General features: G+C 64.4%; 11 protein-coding genes and 1 pseudogene. 3 read left to right on the plus strand and 9 right to left on the minus strand.

The window, feature by feature from the left end; genetic code table 11:
* Nucleotides 1–116 precede the first annotated feature (116 nt).
* Nucleotides 117–1,310, plus strand: coding sequence for a CaiB/BaiF CoA transferase family protein (locus IF803_RS18410; protein ID WP_038380817.1), 1,194 nt, complete (start codon nt 117–119; stop codon nt 1,308–1,310).
* A gap of 56 nt (nt 1,311–1,366) precedes the next feature.
* Here the strand turns inward: IF803_RS18410 and IF803_RS18415 are convergent, their stop codons facing one another.
* The 9 genes from IF803_RS18415 to IF803_RS18455 all read right to left on the minus strand — a co-directional run bounded on the left by IF803_RS18415 (nt 1,367) and on the right by IF803_RS18455 (nt 12,776).
* On the minus strand, nt 1,367–2,878 hold the full coding sequence (locus IF803_RS18415) for a tripartite tricarboxylate transporter permease (protein ID WP_038380818.1): 1,512 nt from the start codon (nt 2,876–2,878) through the stop codon (nt 1,367–1,369).
* 16 nt (nt 2,879–2,894) lie between these two features.
* Complete coding sequence (locus tag IF803_RS18420; RefSeq protein WP_028343112.1) at nt 2,895–3,437, minus strand: tripartite tricarboxylate transporter TctB family protein; 543 nt, start codon at nt 3,435–3,437, stop codon at nt 2,895–2,897.
* A gap of 76 nt (nt 3,438–3,513) precedes the next feature.
* Complete coding sequence (gene mtnA, locus IF803_RS18425; protein ID WP_028343113.1) at nt 3,514–4,614, minus strand: S-methyl-5-thioribose-1-phosphate isomerase; 1,101 nt, start codon at nt 4,612–4,614, stop codon at nt 3,514–3,516.
* Between the two features lie 41 nt (nt 4,615–4,655).
* The gene (locus tag IF803_RS18430; RefSeq protein WP_028343114.1) at nt 4,656–5,531 is read right to left on the minus strand and encodes an S-methyl-5'-thioadenosine phosphorylase; all 876 of its coding nucleotides are present in this window, start codon (nt 5,529–5,531) and stop codon (nt 4,656–4,658) included.
* A 135-nt stretch (nt 5,532–5,666) separates the two neighbouring features.
* Complete coding sequence (locus IF803_RS18435; protein ID WP_439711210.1) at nt 5,667–6,644, minus strand: Bug family tripartite tricarboxylate transporter substrate binding protein; 978 nt, start codon at nt 6,642–6,644, stop codon at nt 5,667–5,669.
* 1,058 nt (nt 6,645–7,702) lie between these two features.
* Nucleotides 7,703–8,500: an enoyl-CoA hydratase/isomerase family protein gene (locus IF803_RS18440; RefSeq protein ID WP_028343116.1), complete on the minus strand. Its 798-nt coding sequence runs from the start codon at nt 8,498–8,500 to the stop codon at nt 7,703–7,705.
* 47 nt (nt 8,501–8,547) lie between these two features.
* Complete coding sequence (locus IF803_RS18445) at nt 8,548–9,744, minus strand: pyridoxal-phosphate-dependent aminotransferase family protein (RefSeq protein ID WP_028343117.1); 1,197 nt, start codon at nt 9,742–9,744, stop codon at nt 8,548–8,550.
* A 386-nt stretch (nt 9,745–10,130) separates the two neighbouring features.
* Nucleotides 10,131–11,414: an MFS transporter gene (locus IF803_RS18450; RefSeq protein ID WP_028343118.1), complete on the minus strand. Its 1,284-nt coding sequence runs from the start codon at nt 11,412–11,414 to the stop codon at nt 10,131–10,133.
* Between the two features lie 159 nt (nt 11,415–11,573).
* On the minus strand, nt 11,574–12,776 hold the full coding sequence (locus tag IF803_RS18455) for a pyridoxal-phosphate-dependent aminotransferase family protein (RefSeq protein ID WP_461193027.1): 1,203 nt from the start codon (nt 12,774–12,776) through the stop codon (nt 11,574–11,576).
* A gap of 132 nt (nt 12,777–12,908) precedes the next feature.
* Here IF803_RS18455 and IF803_RS18460 point away from each other — a divergent pair, with 132 nt between their 5' ends.
* Both IF803_RS18460 and IF803_RS18465 read left to right on the plus strand, forming a co-directional pair.
* Entirely contained in the window at nt 12,909–13,661 is a 753-nt protein-coding gene (locus IF803_RS18460; protein WP_461193028.1) for a GntR family transcriptional regulator, read from the plus strand.
* A 132-nt stretch (nt 13,662–13,793) separates the two neighbouring features.
* Nucleotides 13,794–14,525 (plus strand): annotated as a pseudogene (locus IF803_RS18465) (FAD-binding oxidoreductase); the annotation flags it as partial.
* Nucleotides 14,526–14,558: the final 33 nt, after the last annotated feature.

The raw sequence follows: 14,558 nt of genomic DNA on the forward strand, positions 1-14,558 counted from the left end.
GCTGGTTGTTTCCAGCCCTGTTTGTGATCCGGGTAACAGTTGGAAAGGCCTGCCAAATTGTCTATGGCAGATGGGCTGAAGCCCCCTGGCGGCCCCGCCCAACAAGAGGTGTCTCAATGCCCTTTCCCCGCGCATCCCAAGCCCTTTCCCGTTTCACCGTGCTGGATTTGACCCGGGTCCGGTCTGGGCCAACCTGCGTGCGTCAGCTGGCCGATTGGGGCGCCAATGTCGTCAAGATCGATGCGCTTCTGGAGGACGGCGGTGGCGAGCAGCCGGGCGGCCCGCGCGGCGGGTCCGATTTCCAGAACCTGCATCGCAACAAGCGCGCCATGACGCTGAACCTCAAGGACCCCAAGGGGCTCGAGGTGTTCAAGCGGCTGGCCGAACAGGCTGACGTCGTGGTCGAAAACTTCCGGCCGGACGTCAAGGCCAAGCTGGGCATCGATTACGAGAGCATCCGCAAGATCAACCCGCGGATCGTCTATGGCAGCATCTCCGGGTTCGGCCAGGACGGCCCCTATCACAAGCGCCCGGGCTTCGATCAGATCGCCCAGGGCATGGGCGGCCTGATGTCGGTGACCGGCGCGCCCGGCGGCGGACCGATGCGGGTCGGCATTCCCGTCGCCGACCTCACCGCGGGCCTGTTCTGTGCGATCGGCATCCTCACTGCGCTGCTGGAACGCGACGTATCCGGCGAAGGCCAGTGGGTGCAGACCTCGCTGCTGCAGGCCCAGATCTTCATGCTGGATTTCCAGGCGGCCCGCTGGCTGATGGAAAAGGAAGTGGCCAAACAGGCCGGCAACAACCATCCGACCTCAATCCCGACCGGCGTGTTCAAGACCTCCGACGGCTACATCAACATCGCCACGACAGGAGGTCGGATCTGGGAGCGTTGCGCGCAGGCGATCGGCGCGCCCGAGCTGATCACCGACCCCGACTACGCGACCGCGCCGGCCCGCTCGAAGAACCGCGACGCGCTGAATGCGAGGATCGGCGCGCTGACCGAGAAGAAGTCGACCGAGACCTGGGTGCAGGAGCTGAACGCCGCCGGCGTGCCGTGCGGGCCGATCTACTCGATCGACCAGATGTTCGAGGATGCCCAGGTCAAGCATCTCGGCATGGCCCAGCACGTGCCCAATGACGAGAACCGGCAGATCCAGCTGGTCAGCCAACCGGTGACGCTGTCGCGGACGCCGAGCAGGATGGCCGCCCGCCCGCCGGAGTTCGGCGAGCAGACCGAAGAGCTGCTGGCCGAATTCGGCTTCGGCAAGGATGAGATCGCCGAACTCCGTCAGCGCAAGGTGGTCTGACGGTATCAAACCACCAACGCCCCAGCGGTTCGAGGTCGACAGATCCCGGACCGCCATTACGCCCGTGCAGGCCGCAGCATTCGTCCGAGCCCGACGAACGCCTTGTCGATCACCGGCCAGAAGAGCAGCACGATCGCCAGCGTCGTGATGGTGCCGACCAGGCCGTTCGACCAGAACACCTTCATGTCGCCGCCGGAGCCGATCATCGACAGACGGAACGCGTCCTCAGCGCGGTTGCCGAGCACCAAAGCCAGGGTGAACGGCGCGAGCGGGATCCCGATTTTCTTGAAGACGTAGCCGACGACACCGAAGCCCAGCATCAGCCAGATATCGAACATCGCATTCTGGATCGCGTAGGCGCCGATCGCGCAGGACACCACGATCATCGGTGCTACCGCCGCGAACGGCACGCGCAGGATCGAGGCGAAGATCGGCACCGTGGTCAGCACCAGCACCAGGCCGACGACATTGCCGAGATACATCGAGGCAATCAGGCCCCAGACGAAATCCTTGTGCTCGACGAACAGCAGCGGCCCCGGGTTGAGGCCCCACACCATCAGGCCGCCGAGCAGGATCGCAGCAGTCCCCGAGCCGGGAATGCCGAGCGCCAGCATCGGCAACAGCGCCGAGGTGCCTGAGGCATGCGCGGCGGTCTCCGGCGCGAACACGCCCTCGATCCGGCCCTTGCCAAAGCTCTCCTGATCCTTGGCGAAGCGCTTGGCGAGGTTGTAGCCCATGAAGGAGGCCGCGATCGCGCCGCCCGGCGTGATGCCGAGCCAGCAGCCGATCACCGACGAGCGCAGCAGCGTCACCCAGTATTTCGGCAAGTCCTTCCACACCGAGAGCACGACGCGCAGGCTGATGCCGGCGGCGTGTCCGCGCAGCGCGAGGCGCTCCTCCATCGTGAGCAGGATCTCGCTGATGCCGAACAGGCCGATGACAGCGACGAGGAAGTTGATGCCACGCAAGAGCTCCGCGGAGCCGAACGTCATGCGCAATTGCCCGGACACCGTATCCATGCCGACGCCGGCGAGCAGCAGCCCGAGCGACATCGAGATGACCGTCTTGTGCTTGGCTTCGCGGCCGAGGCCGACGAAGGAACAGAAGGTCAGGAGATAAACAGCGAAGAATTCCGGTGGGCCGAACCTCAGCGCAAACGACGAGATCATCGGCGCCAGGAAGGTGATCAGCAGCACCGCGACCAGCGAACCGACGAAGGACGAGGTGAACGCCGCGGTGAGCGCTTCGGCCGCCCTGCCCTGCTGCGCCATCGGATAGCCGTCGAAGGTGGTCGCGACCGACCAGGCTTCGCCCGGGATATTGAACAGGATCGAGGTGATGGCGCCGCCGAACAGCGCGCCCCAGTAGATGCACGACAGCATCACGATGGCGGAGGTCGGATCCATCGTGAAGGTCAGCGGCAGCAGGATCGCGACGCCGTTGGGGCCGCCAAGCCCGGGCAGCACGCCGACGAAGATGCCGAGCACGAGGCCGACCATCATCAACAGCAGCGTCTTCCACGTCAAAAGGACGGCAAAGCCGTGCAGCAGGAGACCGAAAGCTTCCATGGTTCGACTCGGTTCGCTAGCGGCCGAGAGCCGCTTCGAGCGGCCCCTTCGGCATGATGACGTCGAATGCGATGTCGAAGGTCACGAACATTGCGGCGGTGAAGACGAAGGCGGTCAGCAGCGACTTCCACAGCGCGATCTTGCCGACCAGGCGCATGAAGCCTGCGATCAGGAGAAAGCTCGCGACATAGAGGCCGAGATATTGGGTGGCGAGGCAGAACAGCAATGTCGGCACGAACACCGCCATCACCCGGCGAAGCTGGGCGCGGGTGACAAAGGTCTCGGCAGCCTCCTGGCGCGAAAGAAAGGCCGCGCCGAGGCCATAGAGGCTGGCGCCGCCGAGAATGACCGAGAGGTAGAACGGAAAATAGCCCGGCTGCGGACCGGTCGAGTCCCACGACGCGCCGGTGCGCCAATTGTCCCAGCCGAGCACCACGGCGAGCGCAAGCAACAGCAGCGACACGACGACGTCGACGACGCCGGTGCTGACGACCGCCGGCGAATTATCTTCAGGTGCAGTCGGATCGTCGACGACGATCTCAAGTTCGGTATTGGACATGGGTGAGACGGTCTGGCTTGCGAGGGCAACGATTGGGATAGCGTGCTGATGCAACCACCGTCAATGCAGCCTTCAGCTAAACAGTGGAACGTTCGGGAAAGGCGCTCGCAAGTGCAGCACGCTCCGGCTTGAGCACGCCGCGCTCGGTGATCAATCCGGTCACAAGCCGCGCCGGCGTCACGTCGAAGCCGAAATTGGCAACCGACGAGCCGTCCGGAACCACGCGCACGGTCTCGATTCGTCCATCCGCTGTCCGCCCGGTGAGATGCGTCACCTCGGCAGCCGCGCGCTGCTCGATCGGAATCTGCCTGACACCGTCATCGATACTAAAGTCGATGGTCGGCGACGGCAGCGCAACATAGAACGGCACGCTGTTGTCGCGGGCCGCGAGCGCTTTCAGATAGGTCCCGATCTTGTTGCAGACGTCGCCATTGGCGGCGACGCGATCGGTCCCGACGATCGCGAGATCGACCATGCGATGCTGCATCAGATGGCCGCCGGTGTTGTCGGGGATCACGGTGTGCGGCACGCCGTGGTGACCGAGTTCCCAGGCGGTGAGCGAAGCGCCCTGATTGCGCGGACGCGTCTCGTCGACCCAGACGTGGACCGGAATGCCGCGATCATGCGCCTGGTAGATCGGCGATGTCGCCGTTCCCCAATCCACGGTTGCAAGCCAGCCGGCGTTGCAATGCGTCAGGACGTTCACCACCTCGCCCGGCCTCTTGGTCGCGGCGATCGTCTCGATCAGGCCGAGCCCGTGACGGCCGATCTCGCGGTTGATCTCGACATCCTCATCGGCGATCTCGCGCGCGCGGGCATAGGCCGCCTCGGCGCGGGCCGAAGCCGCGAGCGGCGCCAGCGCGCGCTGCATCTCGTCAACAGCCCATTTCAGATTGACCGCGGTCGGCCGGGTCGCAAGCAGCATCTTGCCGGCGCGCTCGAGCGCCGCATCCGACGCATCGGCGCGCATCGCAAGCGCCACGCCATAGGCTGCGGTCGCGCCGATCAGCGGCGCGCCGCGGACCAGCATCGAACGGATCGCCTCGCCGGCCTCGTCCGCGGTGGTGAGTTTGGCGACGATGAATTCATGCGGCAGCCGGCGCTGATCGATCGCGCCGACCGACCAGCCGTCGGGCTCGAGCCAGATGCTGCGAAAATGTCGTCCATCGACTTTCATGCCCTACGCCCTTCGCGTCGCGCGCTCGCTAGTTTACTTCTTCACGACCGTAACACCCGTCCGGCGACGGCATCGAGCTTGGCCAGCAGCTGCGGATCGCGGGCCGCGGGCGCCGTGATCAGCGCGGTGTCGAGTGCCCGATCCGAACCAACGGGACACGGCTCGTGCTCGCGCGGAAAATCCCGCGCCAAACGCGCGACCAGCGCCTTTGCCTTCTCGGCGTTCGAATTCAGCACGCGGATGATATCCTGCACCGTCACGGCATCATGCGCCGGATGCCAGCAATCGAAATCGGTGACCATCGCCACGCTGGCGTAGCAGATCTCGGCCTCGCGGGCGAGTTTGGCTTCCGGCATGTTGGTCATGCCGATCACCGAATAGCCCTGCGCCTTGTAGGTCAGGCTTTCGGCGAGCGAGGAGAACTGCGGCCCCTCCATGCAGAGGTAGGTGCCGCCGCGGGCGAAGGCGATGTCTTCGGCCTCGGCCGCGGCGGCGAGATGCCTCGCCAGCAACGGCGACACCGGATGCGCCATCGAGACATGCGCGACGCAGCCCTTGCCGAAGAACGAGCTCTCGCGCTTGTGGGTGCGATCGACGAACTGGTCGACCAATACAAAAGTGCCCGGCGGCAGCTCTTCCTTGAACGAGCCGCATGCGGACAGCGCGACGAGGTCGGTGACCCCCGCCCGCTTCAGCGCATCGATATTGGCGCGATAGTTGATGTCGGACGGCGACAGCGCGTGTCCATGGCCGTGGCGCGGCAGGAACACGATCGGGAGTCCCGCCATCTCGCCGCGTCGGAGCGGCGCCGACGGCTCGCCCCAGGGGCTTGTGATCGCCTCCTCGCGGACATTTTCCAGGCCCGGCAGATCGTAGATGCCGGATCCACCGATGATCCCCAACACGGCTTTGGTCATGATCGCTCCTCACGGTCCCGCAACGGCGCCGGAGGGGTGACCGAGCCCAATCGGGCTCGCCGGACGTTCGGCCATACTGCAGCGCAGTAATCACTGCGCCGCTGCCGCTTGCAAGGCAATTCCGGACCGCGACCGCTATTTTGCGACGAACCCTGCCGTGTTCATCAGCGACGCATTCTGCTTGTCGTCATCCTCGAGGAACTCGACCATGTCCTTGCCGGTGAGGAAGATCGGCTTCAGCGCCTGCTTCTCCATGTAGTCCTTGTATTCAGCCGTCTGCGTCACCTTCTGGAACAGGTCGACATAGAACGCCTGCTGTTCCTGCGTGACCTTGCCCGGCAGGAACATCGCGCGCAGCATCAGATACTGCACGTCGAGCCCCTCCTCCTTGCAGGTCGGGATGTCGTTCCAGGATTGCGTGTCGGTGACCTTGGTCTTGTAGGAGATGCGCTCCTTGTCGAACACGCAGAGCGCGCGAACCTGTCCGGCGCGCCAGACTTCGAGGTTCTCGCTCGGATTGTTGACGTTGGACTCGGTGTGGCCGCCGACCAGCTGGGTCGCGGCCTCGCCGCCGGACTTGTACGGCAGGTAGGAAAATTTTGCGCCGGTCTTCTGCTCCATGAACACGGTCAACACGTGATCCTCGCGCTTGGAGCCGGTGCCGCCCATCTTGAACGGCGCACTCGCCGCTTTCGCGGCATCGATGAACTCCTTCACGGTCTTCGGACCGGAGGCGTTGTCCCACAACACGAACTGGTCGAGCGCGATCACCGACACCGGGGTGAGGTCGCGCCAGTTGAACGGAATCTTGGCCGACAGCGGCAGCATATAGATCAGCGAATAGGCGATCAGCACCTTGTTGGGATCGCCCTCGCTGGACTTCATGTACATCAGCGCTTCCGCACCCGACGCGCCGCCCTTCAGCGACACCACCATCGGCTGCTTCATCAGATTGTTCTTCTGGATCGCCGCCTGCATCATGCGCGCCATCTGGTCTGACGCGCCGCCGGCACCGGCCGCGACCACGATTTCGACCGGCTTGCTCGGCTCCCAGCCGGCAAAGGCCGGCGTGCTCAGCAGCAGGGCCGCGATTGCAGCCGTGGTTTTAACAATCTGTCCCACGTGTTTCTTCCCTATCTCTTTGTTCGGCTTGGCAAAACCTGCGAGGTGGCGGGCTCGCGTCATTGTGCCGAGAATGAAGGTGAGTTCAAGCCGCGAACTGCCGCATGGCCTATGACTTTGGAATGAGGTGGGTGCGTCGCTTCGCTTAGCATAACCGCTTTGCAACAGTCCCGTCATCCTGAGGAGCGCGGAACGCGCGTCTCGAAGGATCGACGGCCACCAGCCGGGCCGTGCATCCTTCGAGGCTCGCTCCGCTCGCACCTCCAGCGACAAAGGCAAAGCCTTTGCGCGGGGATGACGGGGTGAGTTTTGATTCAACTTTCAAACAGCTTGTTCACTGTCGTCCCTGCGAAAGCAGGGCCCCATTACCACAGACGTTGGTCGTTGTTGACGCGAGCTGTGGCTCCAGCGTTGTCCGACAATGACCTTCGGTGGTTATGGGTCCCGGGTCGCGCGGAGCCTGTCATCGGGCGGCGCTTTGCGCCGACCCGTTGGCTTGCCCGGGACGACACCTAATCTGTAATTTGTGGGGCGATTTGCGAGTCACACATCCGCATTCTCGCGACATGATCTGTCCGAGCTTTGCTCTTCGTTCCGCCCTCTTCGAACAGAGGGCGCAGGGAAAGCCGGGTGCCGATCGCACCCATGGGCCCCGAGCAAAAGGTAGAAAGCTCGGGGGTAGGACCACAGGTGTAACCGGATACAACCCGGCTTTCCCTGCGCGATGGTTTTCGGCTTATACGTGCTCGCCCCGGTGAGACTGGGCTTTTTTGTCACCGCTTTCGCAAAAACGCTTGCGCGTTTTGCGAGAGGACACCTGCCGCTAGGGCGTCAGGTCTGCACGATTTCGCCGTCCGCGTCATGCGCACTCGTCAGTTGCGCAATCGGCGTCCACCGCATCTCGACCCACGTTCGTGACGACCGCGAAGCGCCCCTCGATCGGGCGAGAACGGCTATTTCCATAGCACTGAGTTGGCCTTCGGATAAAGCGAAATATTTCTGCTTTGAGGGCTTGACCCGTCGGGCAACTCAGTGATTGAGCGCAGCCGTTACTTGCCTTTGAAGTTGGGCGCGCGCTTGTTGAGGAAGGCGTCCATGCCCTCGCGGAAATCCTCGCTCATATAGGCGCGCAGGATCAGGTCCTCGCCCTCCTCGCGCGACAGTGTGCGGCGGATGCGGCGCACCGCTTCCTTGGTCACTTCGAGCGTGATCGGCGCGTGGCCGGCGACGAGCTTCGCCGTCTCGGTGGCGCGGCGCTGCAACGTTTCCACATCGGGGACGACTTCGTTCAACAGCCCGAGCGCCAGCGCTTCGGGCGCCTCGACAAGGCGCGCCTTGAAGATCAGATCCTTGGTCCGCGCCGGACCGATCAGCGACACCAGCCGCGAGATGTTGGACATCGACAGGCAGTTGCCGAGCGTGCGCGCGATCGGGAAGCCGATCCGCGTCGCCTCGGTGCCGATCCGAATATCGCAGCAGGCGGCGATGCCGGCGCCGCCGCCGGTGCAAGCGCCGGCGATCGCCGCGATCACGGGCACGCGGCACTGCTCGAGCGTACCGAGCACGCGATCGATCCGCGCCTCATAGTCGAGCGCATCCTGCGCCGTCTTGAACGCGCGGAACTGCGAGATGTCGGTGCCCGAGGCGAACGCCTTGTCACCGGCACCGGTCATGATCAGCGCCTTGATGGAGTGATCCTGATTGATGTTCTCGCAGATCGCCGCCATCTGCTCGTACATCGCAAAGGTCAGCGCATTGCGCGCCTGCGGCCGGTTGAACGTGATGCGCGCGATCCCGTCCTCGACGGAGTAGATCAGGTCTTCGGTCGAAGTGACGGGCGCGTTCATGTCTCGCTCTTTCTGTTGTTTGCGATTCGATTTCAGGCGACGGCCTTCTAGGCCACAGCCTTGGACGCCTGCGAAGCTTCGCGTCCCTTCAGGACTTCCATCGCCGCCAGCACGCCGCCGCTGCGATGCGGCACCTTGGCCAGATCAAGGCCCATCTCGACGCCGGACAGCGTGCCCATCAGCATCAGGTCGTTGAAGTGCCCGATGTGGCCGATCCGGAACACCTTGCCCTTGACCTTGTTGAGGCCGGTGCCGAGCGACATGTCGAAATTCTCCAGCACGACCTTGCGGAAATGATCGGCGTCGTGACCGTCAGGCACCCGCACCGCGGTCAGCGCCGGCGAGTGCGCGCCCTGCTCCTGGCACTGCGTCTCGAGGCCCCAGACCTTGATCGCGGCACGTGTCGCCTCGCTGTGGCGCTTGTGGCGGGCGAAGACGTTCTCGAGCCCCTCTTCCTCCAGCATCTTCACGGCCTCGCGCAGGCCGAACAGGAGGTTGGTCGCCGGCGTATACGGCCAGGTGCCGGCCTTGTTGATGTTGATGACTTCCTGCCAGTCCCAATAGGAGCGCATGCCCGGATTGGCCTTGGCCACGGCGAGCGCCTTCTCCGACACGGCGTTGAAGCCGAGGCCGGGCGGCAGCATCAGCCCCTTCTGGGAGCCGGCGATGGAGACATCGATGCCCCATGCATCATGCTCATATTCCAGCGAGCCGAGGCCGGAGATGGTGTCGACCATCAAGAGCGCCGGATGCTTCAGCGTGTCGAGGATCTTGCGGACGTCGCGCGGATAGGTGACGCAGGCGGTCGAGGTCTCGTTATGGACGACGCAGACCGCCTTGATCTTATGCGCCTTGTCGGCGGACAGCCTGGCCTCGATCTGCTCGAGGTCGGCGCCGTGGCGCCAGTCGCCCGCGATGAAATCGACGTCGAGCTTGAACTTGTCGGCAATGCCATGCCACAGCACGGCGAACTGGCCGGTCTCGCACATCAGAACCTTGTCGCCGGGCTGCAGCGTGTTGACGATCGCGGCCTCCCAGGCGCCGGTCCCCGACGACGGGTAGATGATCACGGGCTGCTTGGTGCGGAACACACGCTGCATCGCAGAAAGCACGGCAAAACCGATCTCGGCAAACTCGGGACCGCGATGGTCCATGGTCGGCATATCCATGGCCCGCAGCACCCGGTCCGGCACGTTGGTCGGTCCCGGAATCTGCAGAAAATGCCTTCCAGTATGCACGGTCATGAGCGTCTTTCCCGGTCTCGTCTTGGTCGTGGTGAGCCGCTCGCATATCACTATTCGCCGGGTTTGTCCTAGGCCCGGCGGGGGTCCGTCATGCATATCTGACGGCGCTCCGCCGGGGCCGCGTGAGCTCACGCCAAGCAACTGGCTCTGCTTCACCTCGCCCCGCGTGCGGGGAGAGGCATAGGCCGCCTTCGGCGGCCGTTCTCAAGAACGCCGAAGCAGAGCTTCGGCCATGACGCATCGCAAGATGCGTTCCGGGTGAGGGGGAGCCTCCGCAAGCGCAACTATCACCGCATCTGCGGAGATAGCCCCTCACCCCAACCCTCTCCCCGTAAGAACGGGGCGAGGGAGCCTACTTCCGTTGCGGCCGCCATTCAGCCTCGTTGCTATTCAGCGGCCACCACCTTGCCCGGCGCCACCAGTTCGCCGGTCTCCTCGAACGGCCGCTCGGGGTGCATCAGGAACGCCGAGAAGCCGCCGACCAGCAGAAGGCCCATCGACATCAGGAACGGCAGGTACCAGTTTCCGGTGGCGTCGATGACGAAGCCGGCGACCAGCGGCGAGACGATAGCCGCGAAAGCCGAGCCGGTGTTCATGATCCCCGCGGCGGTGCCGGAATATTTCGCCGCAATGTCCATCGGGATCGACCACATCGGCCCGATCACGAGCTCGGCACAGAAGAAGCCGGCCGACAGGCAGAGCGCCACCACCGTGATGTCGTGAACGAACAGGATCGGCATCAGCGACAGCAGTGCGCCGGCGAAGCCCACGACCGTCACGCTGAGTCGCGCCAGCCGCACATTGCCGGTGCGCTCAAGGATGCGGTCGGAGATAACGCCGCCGATGCTGTCGCCGATCACGCCGGCAAAGAACACGCCGGATGCGAACAGCGCCGAATTCTTCAGATCGAGGCTGTAGTTGTTCTTGAAGAACAGCGGCAGCCAGTTGAGATAGAGCCACAGGCACCAACCGTAGCAGAAGTAGGTCAGCGTAACCGGCCACATCCGCTGCAGCAGCGGTCCCCACGGCACCTTCGGCCGCTCGCCCTGCGGACGCGGCGGCAATGTCGCAAGCTCGGCCGCGGTGATCGAGCCATGGTCCCTCGGCTCGTTGCGGAAGTACCAGACCCACGCGACGCCCCAGATCAGGCTGACAACGCCGAGCACGACGAACGCGCCGCGCCAGGTCAGCCAGAGGATCAGGAGCGCGACCACCGGCGGGGTGATGGCATTGCCGAGCCGCGCGAATGAATGCGTCAGGCCTTGCGCGAAGCCGCGGCGGTTCGCCGGCGTCCAGTACTGCATCGCGCGCGTCGCGGTCGGAAACGTCGCGCCTTCGCCGAACCCCAGCGCGAAACGCGCGACGAACAGCGCGGCAAGACCATGGACAAAGCCGGTCATGATGGTCGCGGCGGCCCAGATCATGCCGCACCAGAACAAGGTCTGGCGCGGCCCGAAGCGATCGCCGACCCAGCCGCCGATCACCTGGAACAGCAGGTACGGATAGGCGAAGGCCGAGAACACCAGACCGAGCTCGGTGTTGGACAGGCCGAGCTCCTTCTGGATCTCGCCGGCCGCGGTGCCGATGTTCACCCGGTCCACATAGGTGATGAAGTACATCACGCAGAGCATGGCCAACACGACATGGGTGGCCTTGAACCGAAGCCTCATATCATCCCCTCCCCCGATCCGCGATTGTTCTGAATTCGTTGCGCTGCGGATGCCGTGGCTGCTAGAGCTACGGCTCTGATTAGTTCAGAACCGAAGCTCTAGATTTTTGTTGACGCGTTTTCTTCACGCGAACCGGCGTCCACTTCGCTCGAAAACGCTTTAAGTGCTGACCACCTTCAGATGCGACGACGCGTTACGCTGGTCGCGCTGCTCGATAAGCCGCATCGCGGCCTCGACACCGCCCGGGCGATGCGGGACGCCGGCGACCGAAAGCCCCATCTCGACGCCGGTCAGCGCGCCAAGCAGCGTCAGCTCGTTGCACTCGCCGAGATGACCGATGCGGAACACCTTGCCCGCCACCTTCGACAGGCCGGCACCGAGCGACATGTTGAAATTGTCGAGCACGACCTTGCGGAACTGATCGGCATCATGGCCGGGCGGCATCATCACCGCGGTCAGCACCGGCGAGAATTCCGAGGGCTCCTGGCACAGCACCTCGAGCCCCCACTGATTGACGGCGGCGCGCGTGGCGGCGGCCAGCCGCTGATGGCGGGCGAACACGTTGTCGAGCCCCTCCTCCAGCAGCATCGCGATGGCCTCGCGCAGCCCGTAGAGCAGGTTCGTCGCGGGCGTATAGGGGAAGAAGCCGTTCGCGTTCGGCTTCAGCATTTCCTCCCAGTCGAAATAGGAGCGCGGCATCTTGTTGGTGCGCGACGCGGCGCGGGCCTTGTCAGAGATAGCGTTGAAGCCGAGACCGGGCGGCAGCATGAAGCCCTTCTGCGAACAGCTGACGCTGACATCGACCTTCCACTCGTCGTGCCGGTAATCGACCGAGCCCAGCGAGGAAATGGTGTCGACCATCAGGAGCGCCGGATGCGAGGTGCGGTCGATCGCAGCCCGGATGTCCGCGATCCGGCTGGTCGCGCCGGTCGAGGTCTCGTTGTGGACGACCATCACCGCCTTGATGCTGTGCGCCGTGTCGGCGGCAAGCCTTGCCTCGATCTGGGCGGGGTCGGCGCCGCGGCGCCAGTCGCCGGGCATGAAATCCACCTCGATGCCGAAGCGGCCGGCCATCTGCCGCCACAGGGTGGCGAAGTGGCCGGTCTCGACCATCAGGACCTTGTCGCCCGGCGACAGCGTGTTGACGATCGCGGCCTCCCAGGCGCCAGTCCCGGACGACGGGAAGATCACCACCGGCCCCCTGGTCTGAAACACCTTCTGGCTGCCTTCGAGCACGGCCCGGCCGAGCGCAGCGAATTCGGCGCTGCGGTGGTCGATGACCGGCATGTCCATCGCGCGAAGAATGCGATCCGGGACCGGGCTCGGTCCCGGAATCTGCAGAAAATGGCGCCCTTGATGCATGAGAACCTCCCAATCGCCGGATTTCGGCTCCTCGGTGAGCTATTTTGCATTCATTTTTTGTCTTTTCAATCCAATTTTGGTATTCGATTGAGAGCATCGACGCGACCGCGCCGGCAAATTATTGTTCAGAATATGAAATCCGCGATTCCCGAAGCCGGGGTTCCAATCACCCCGCCCGCCGCCGGCAATGGCGGCGACCGCCAGGAGGCCTCGCTTCACGGCGAGATCCTGCTGCGGCTCCGCGACTATGTGGTGGAAGGCAACATTCCCGAGGGCGCCCGCGTTCCAGAGCGGCAGCTCTGCGAGATGCTGGGCATTTCCAGAACGCCACTGCGCGAAGCGCTCAAGGTGCTGGCCGCCGAAGGCCTGATCGAGCTCTTGCCCAACCGCGGCGCGCGGGTGCGCCGGCTCAGCCCACGCGACCTCGAGGAATTGTTCGACGTCATGGCCGGGCTCGAGAGCCTCGCCGGACGGCTGGCCTGCGAGATCATCACCGACGAGGAAATCGTCGCGATCGAGCGGCTGCACTACGAGATGTACGGCCATTATCTGCACCGCGATATGCACGGCTATTTCCAGACCAACCAGCAAATCCACGAGAGCATCGTTGCGGCCGCGCGCAACGAGACCCTGAAGGCCACCTACGCCAACTTCGCCGGCCGCATCCGCCGTGTCCGCTATTCCGCCAATTTCGCCCGCAAGCGGCAGCGCTGGGCCGAGGCGATGCGCGAGCACGAGGCAATCCTCGATGCGCTACGCCGGCGCGCGGCAAGCGACCTCAGCGACATCCTGTTCCAGCACCTGCGCAACAAGCGGGCCGCCGCCATCGATCACCTCGCGGAGGGGCCGGACGGCGGCCTGGAGACGACGCCCCAGAACGATTAAAGGGGTCGGCACAAGGATGGCTGGAGGGCAGCTATCCTTGCCCATTATGAATTCATAATGTAATTCTCACGTCGAGAGAATGCATAATCCATGAGCAGCCACGGTCGCGTCATGGATCACATCGGATCTGGGATGAAGAACGCCTCCTCGCTCGAACAGCGCCTGCGGTCCGAACTGACCGGCGACGTGTTTTTCGACGCCTTCAACCGCGGCCGCTACGCGACCGACGCCTCGTTCTACCAGATCATGCCGGCCGGCGTGGTGGTGCCGCGAACCGTCGACGAGGCGCTGCGGGCGCTGGCGATCATTCGCGACGCCGGGCGGATCGTCACCCCGCGCGGCGGTGGCACCTCGCAATGCGGCCAGACCGTCAATGACGGCATCGTCGTCGACCTGTCCAAGCACCTGAACCGGATCCTCTCGCTCGACGTCGAGAATCGGACCTGCGTGGTCGAGCCCGGCATCGTGCTCGACGATCTCAACCGGCAACTCAGGAAGCACGGGCTGTGGTTTCCGGTCGACGTCTCGACCGCCTCGCGCGCCACGATCGGCGGCATGGCCGGCAACAATTCCTGCGGCGGCCGCTCGCTGCGCTATGGCACCATGCGCGACAACACGCTGTCGATGGACGCCGCGCTGGCCGACGGCACGCTGCTGCATTTCGGCGAGGTGCCGCGCGACCTGACGCGGGTCAATTCGTCCGACAGCGGACTGAAGCTGTTTCGCGACATGCTCGATCTCGGCGAGCGCGAGGCGCTCGAAATCGCGGACAAATTCCCCAAGGTGCAGCGTCGCGTGGGCGGCTATAACCTCGACGCGCTGGTGCCGCGCAACGCGCCGAACAATCTGGCGCATCTGTTGCTGTCTCTTATACACATCTGACGCTGCCGACGAACT

The sequence above is a fragment of the Bradyrhizobium sp. UFLA06-06 genome (assembly GCF_054820065.1).

Coding starts and splice junctions, on each gene's coding strand:
- IF803_RS18460 (WP_461193028.1), top strand. CDS start 12,909: ATGAAATCCGCGATTCCCGAAGCCGGGGTTCCAATCACCCCGCCCGCC.
- IF803_RS18420 (WP_028343112.1), bottom strand. CDS start 3,437: ATGTCCAATACCGAACTTGAGATCGTCGTCGACGATCCGACTGCACCT.
- IF803_RS18450 (WP_028343118.1), bottom strand. CDS start 11,414: ATGAGGCTTCGGTTCAAGGCCACCCATGTCGTGTTGGCCATGCTCTGC.
- mtnA (WP_028343113.1), bottom strand. CDS start 4,614: ATGAAAGTCGATGGACGACATTTTCGCAGCATCTGGCTCGAGCCCGAC.
- IF803_RS18455 (WP_461193027.1), bottom strand. CDS start 12,776: ATGCATCAAGGGCGCCATTTTCTGCAGATTCCGGGACCGAGCCCGGTC.
- IF803_RS18440 (WP_028343116.1), bottom strand. CDS start 8,500: ATGAACGCGCCCGTCACTTCGACCGAAGACCTGATCTACTCCGTCGAG.
- IF803_RS18430 (WP_028343114.1), bottom strand. CDS start 5,531: ATGACCAAAGCCGTGTTGGGGATCATCGGTGGATCCGGCATCTACGAT.
- IF803_RS18410 (WP_038380817.1), top strand. CDS start 117: ATGCCCTTTCCCCGCGCATCCCAAGCCCTTTCCCGTTTCACCGTGCTG.
- IF803_RS18415 (WP_038380818.1), bottom strand. CDS start 2,878: ATGGAAGCTTTCGGTCTCCTGCTGCACGGCTTTGCCGTCCTTTTGACG.
- IF803_RS18445 (WP_028343117.1), bottom strand. CDS start 9,744: ATGACCGTGCATACTGGAAGGCATTTTCTGCAGATTCCGGGACCGACC.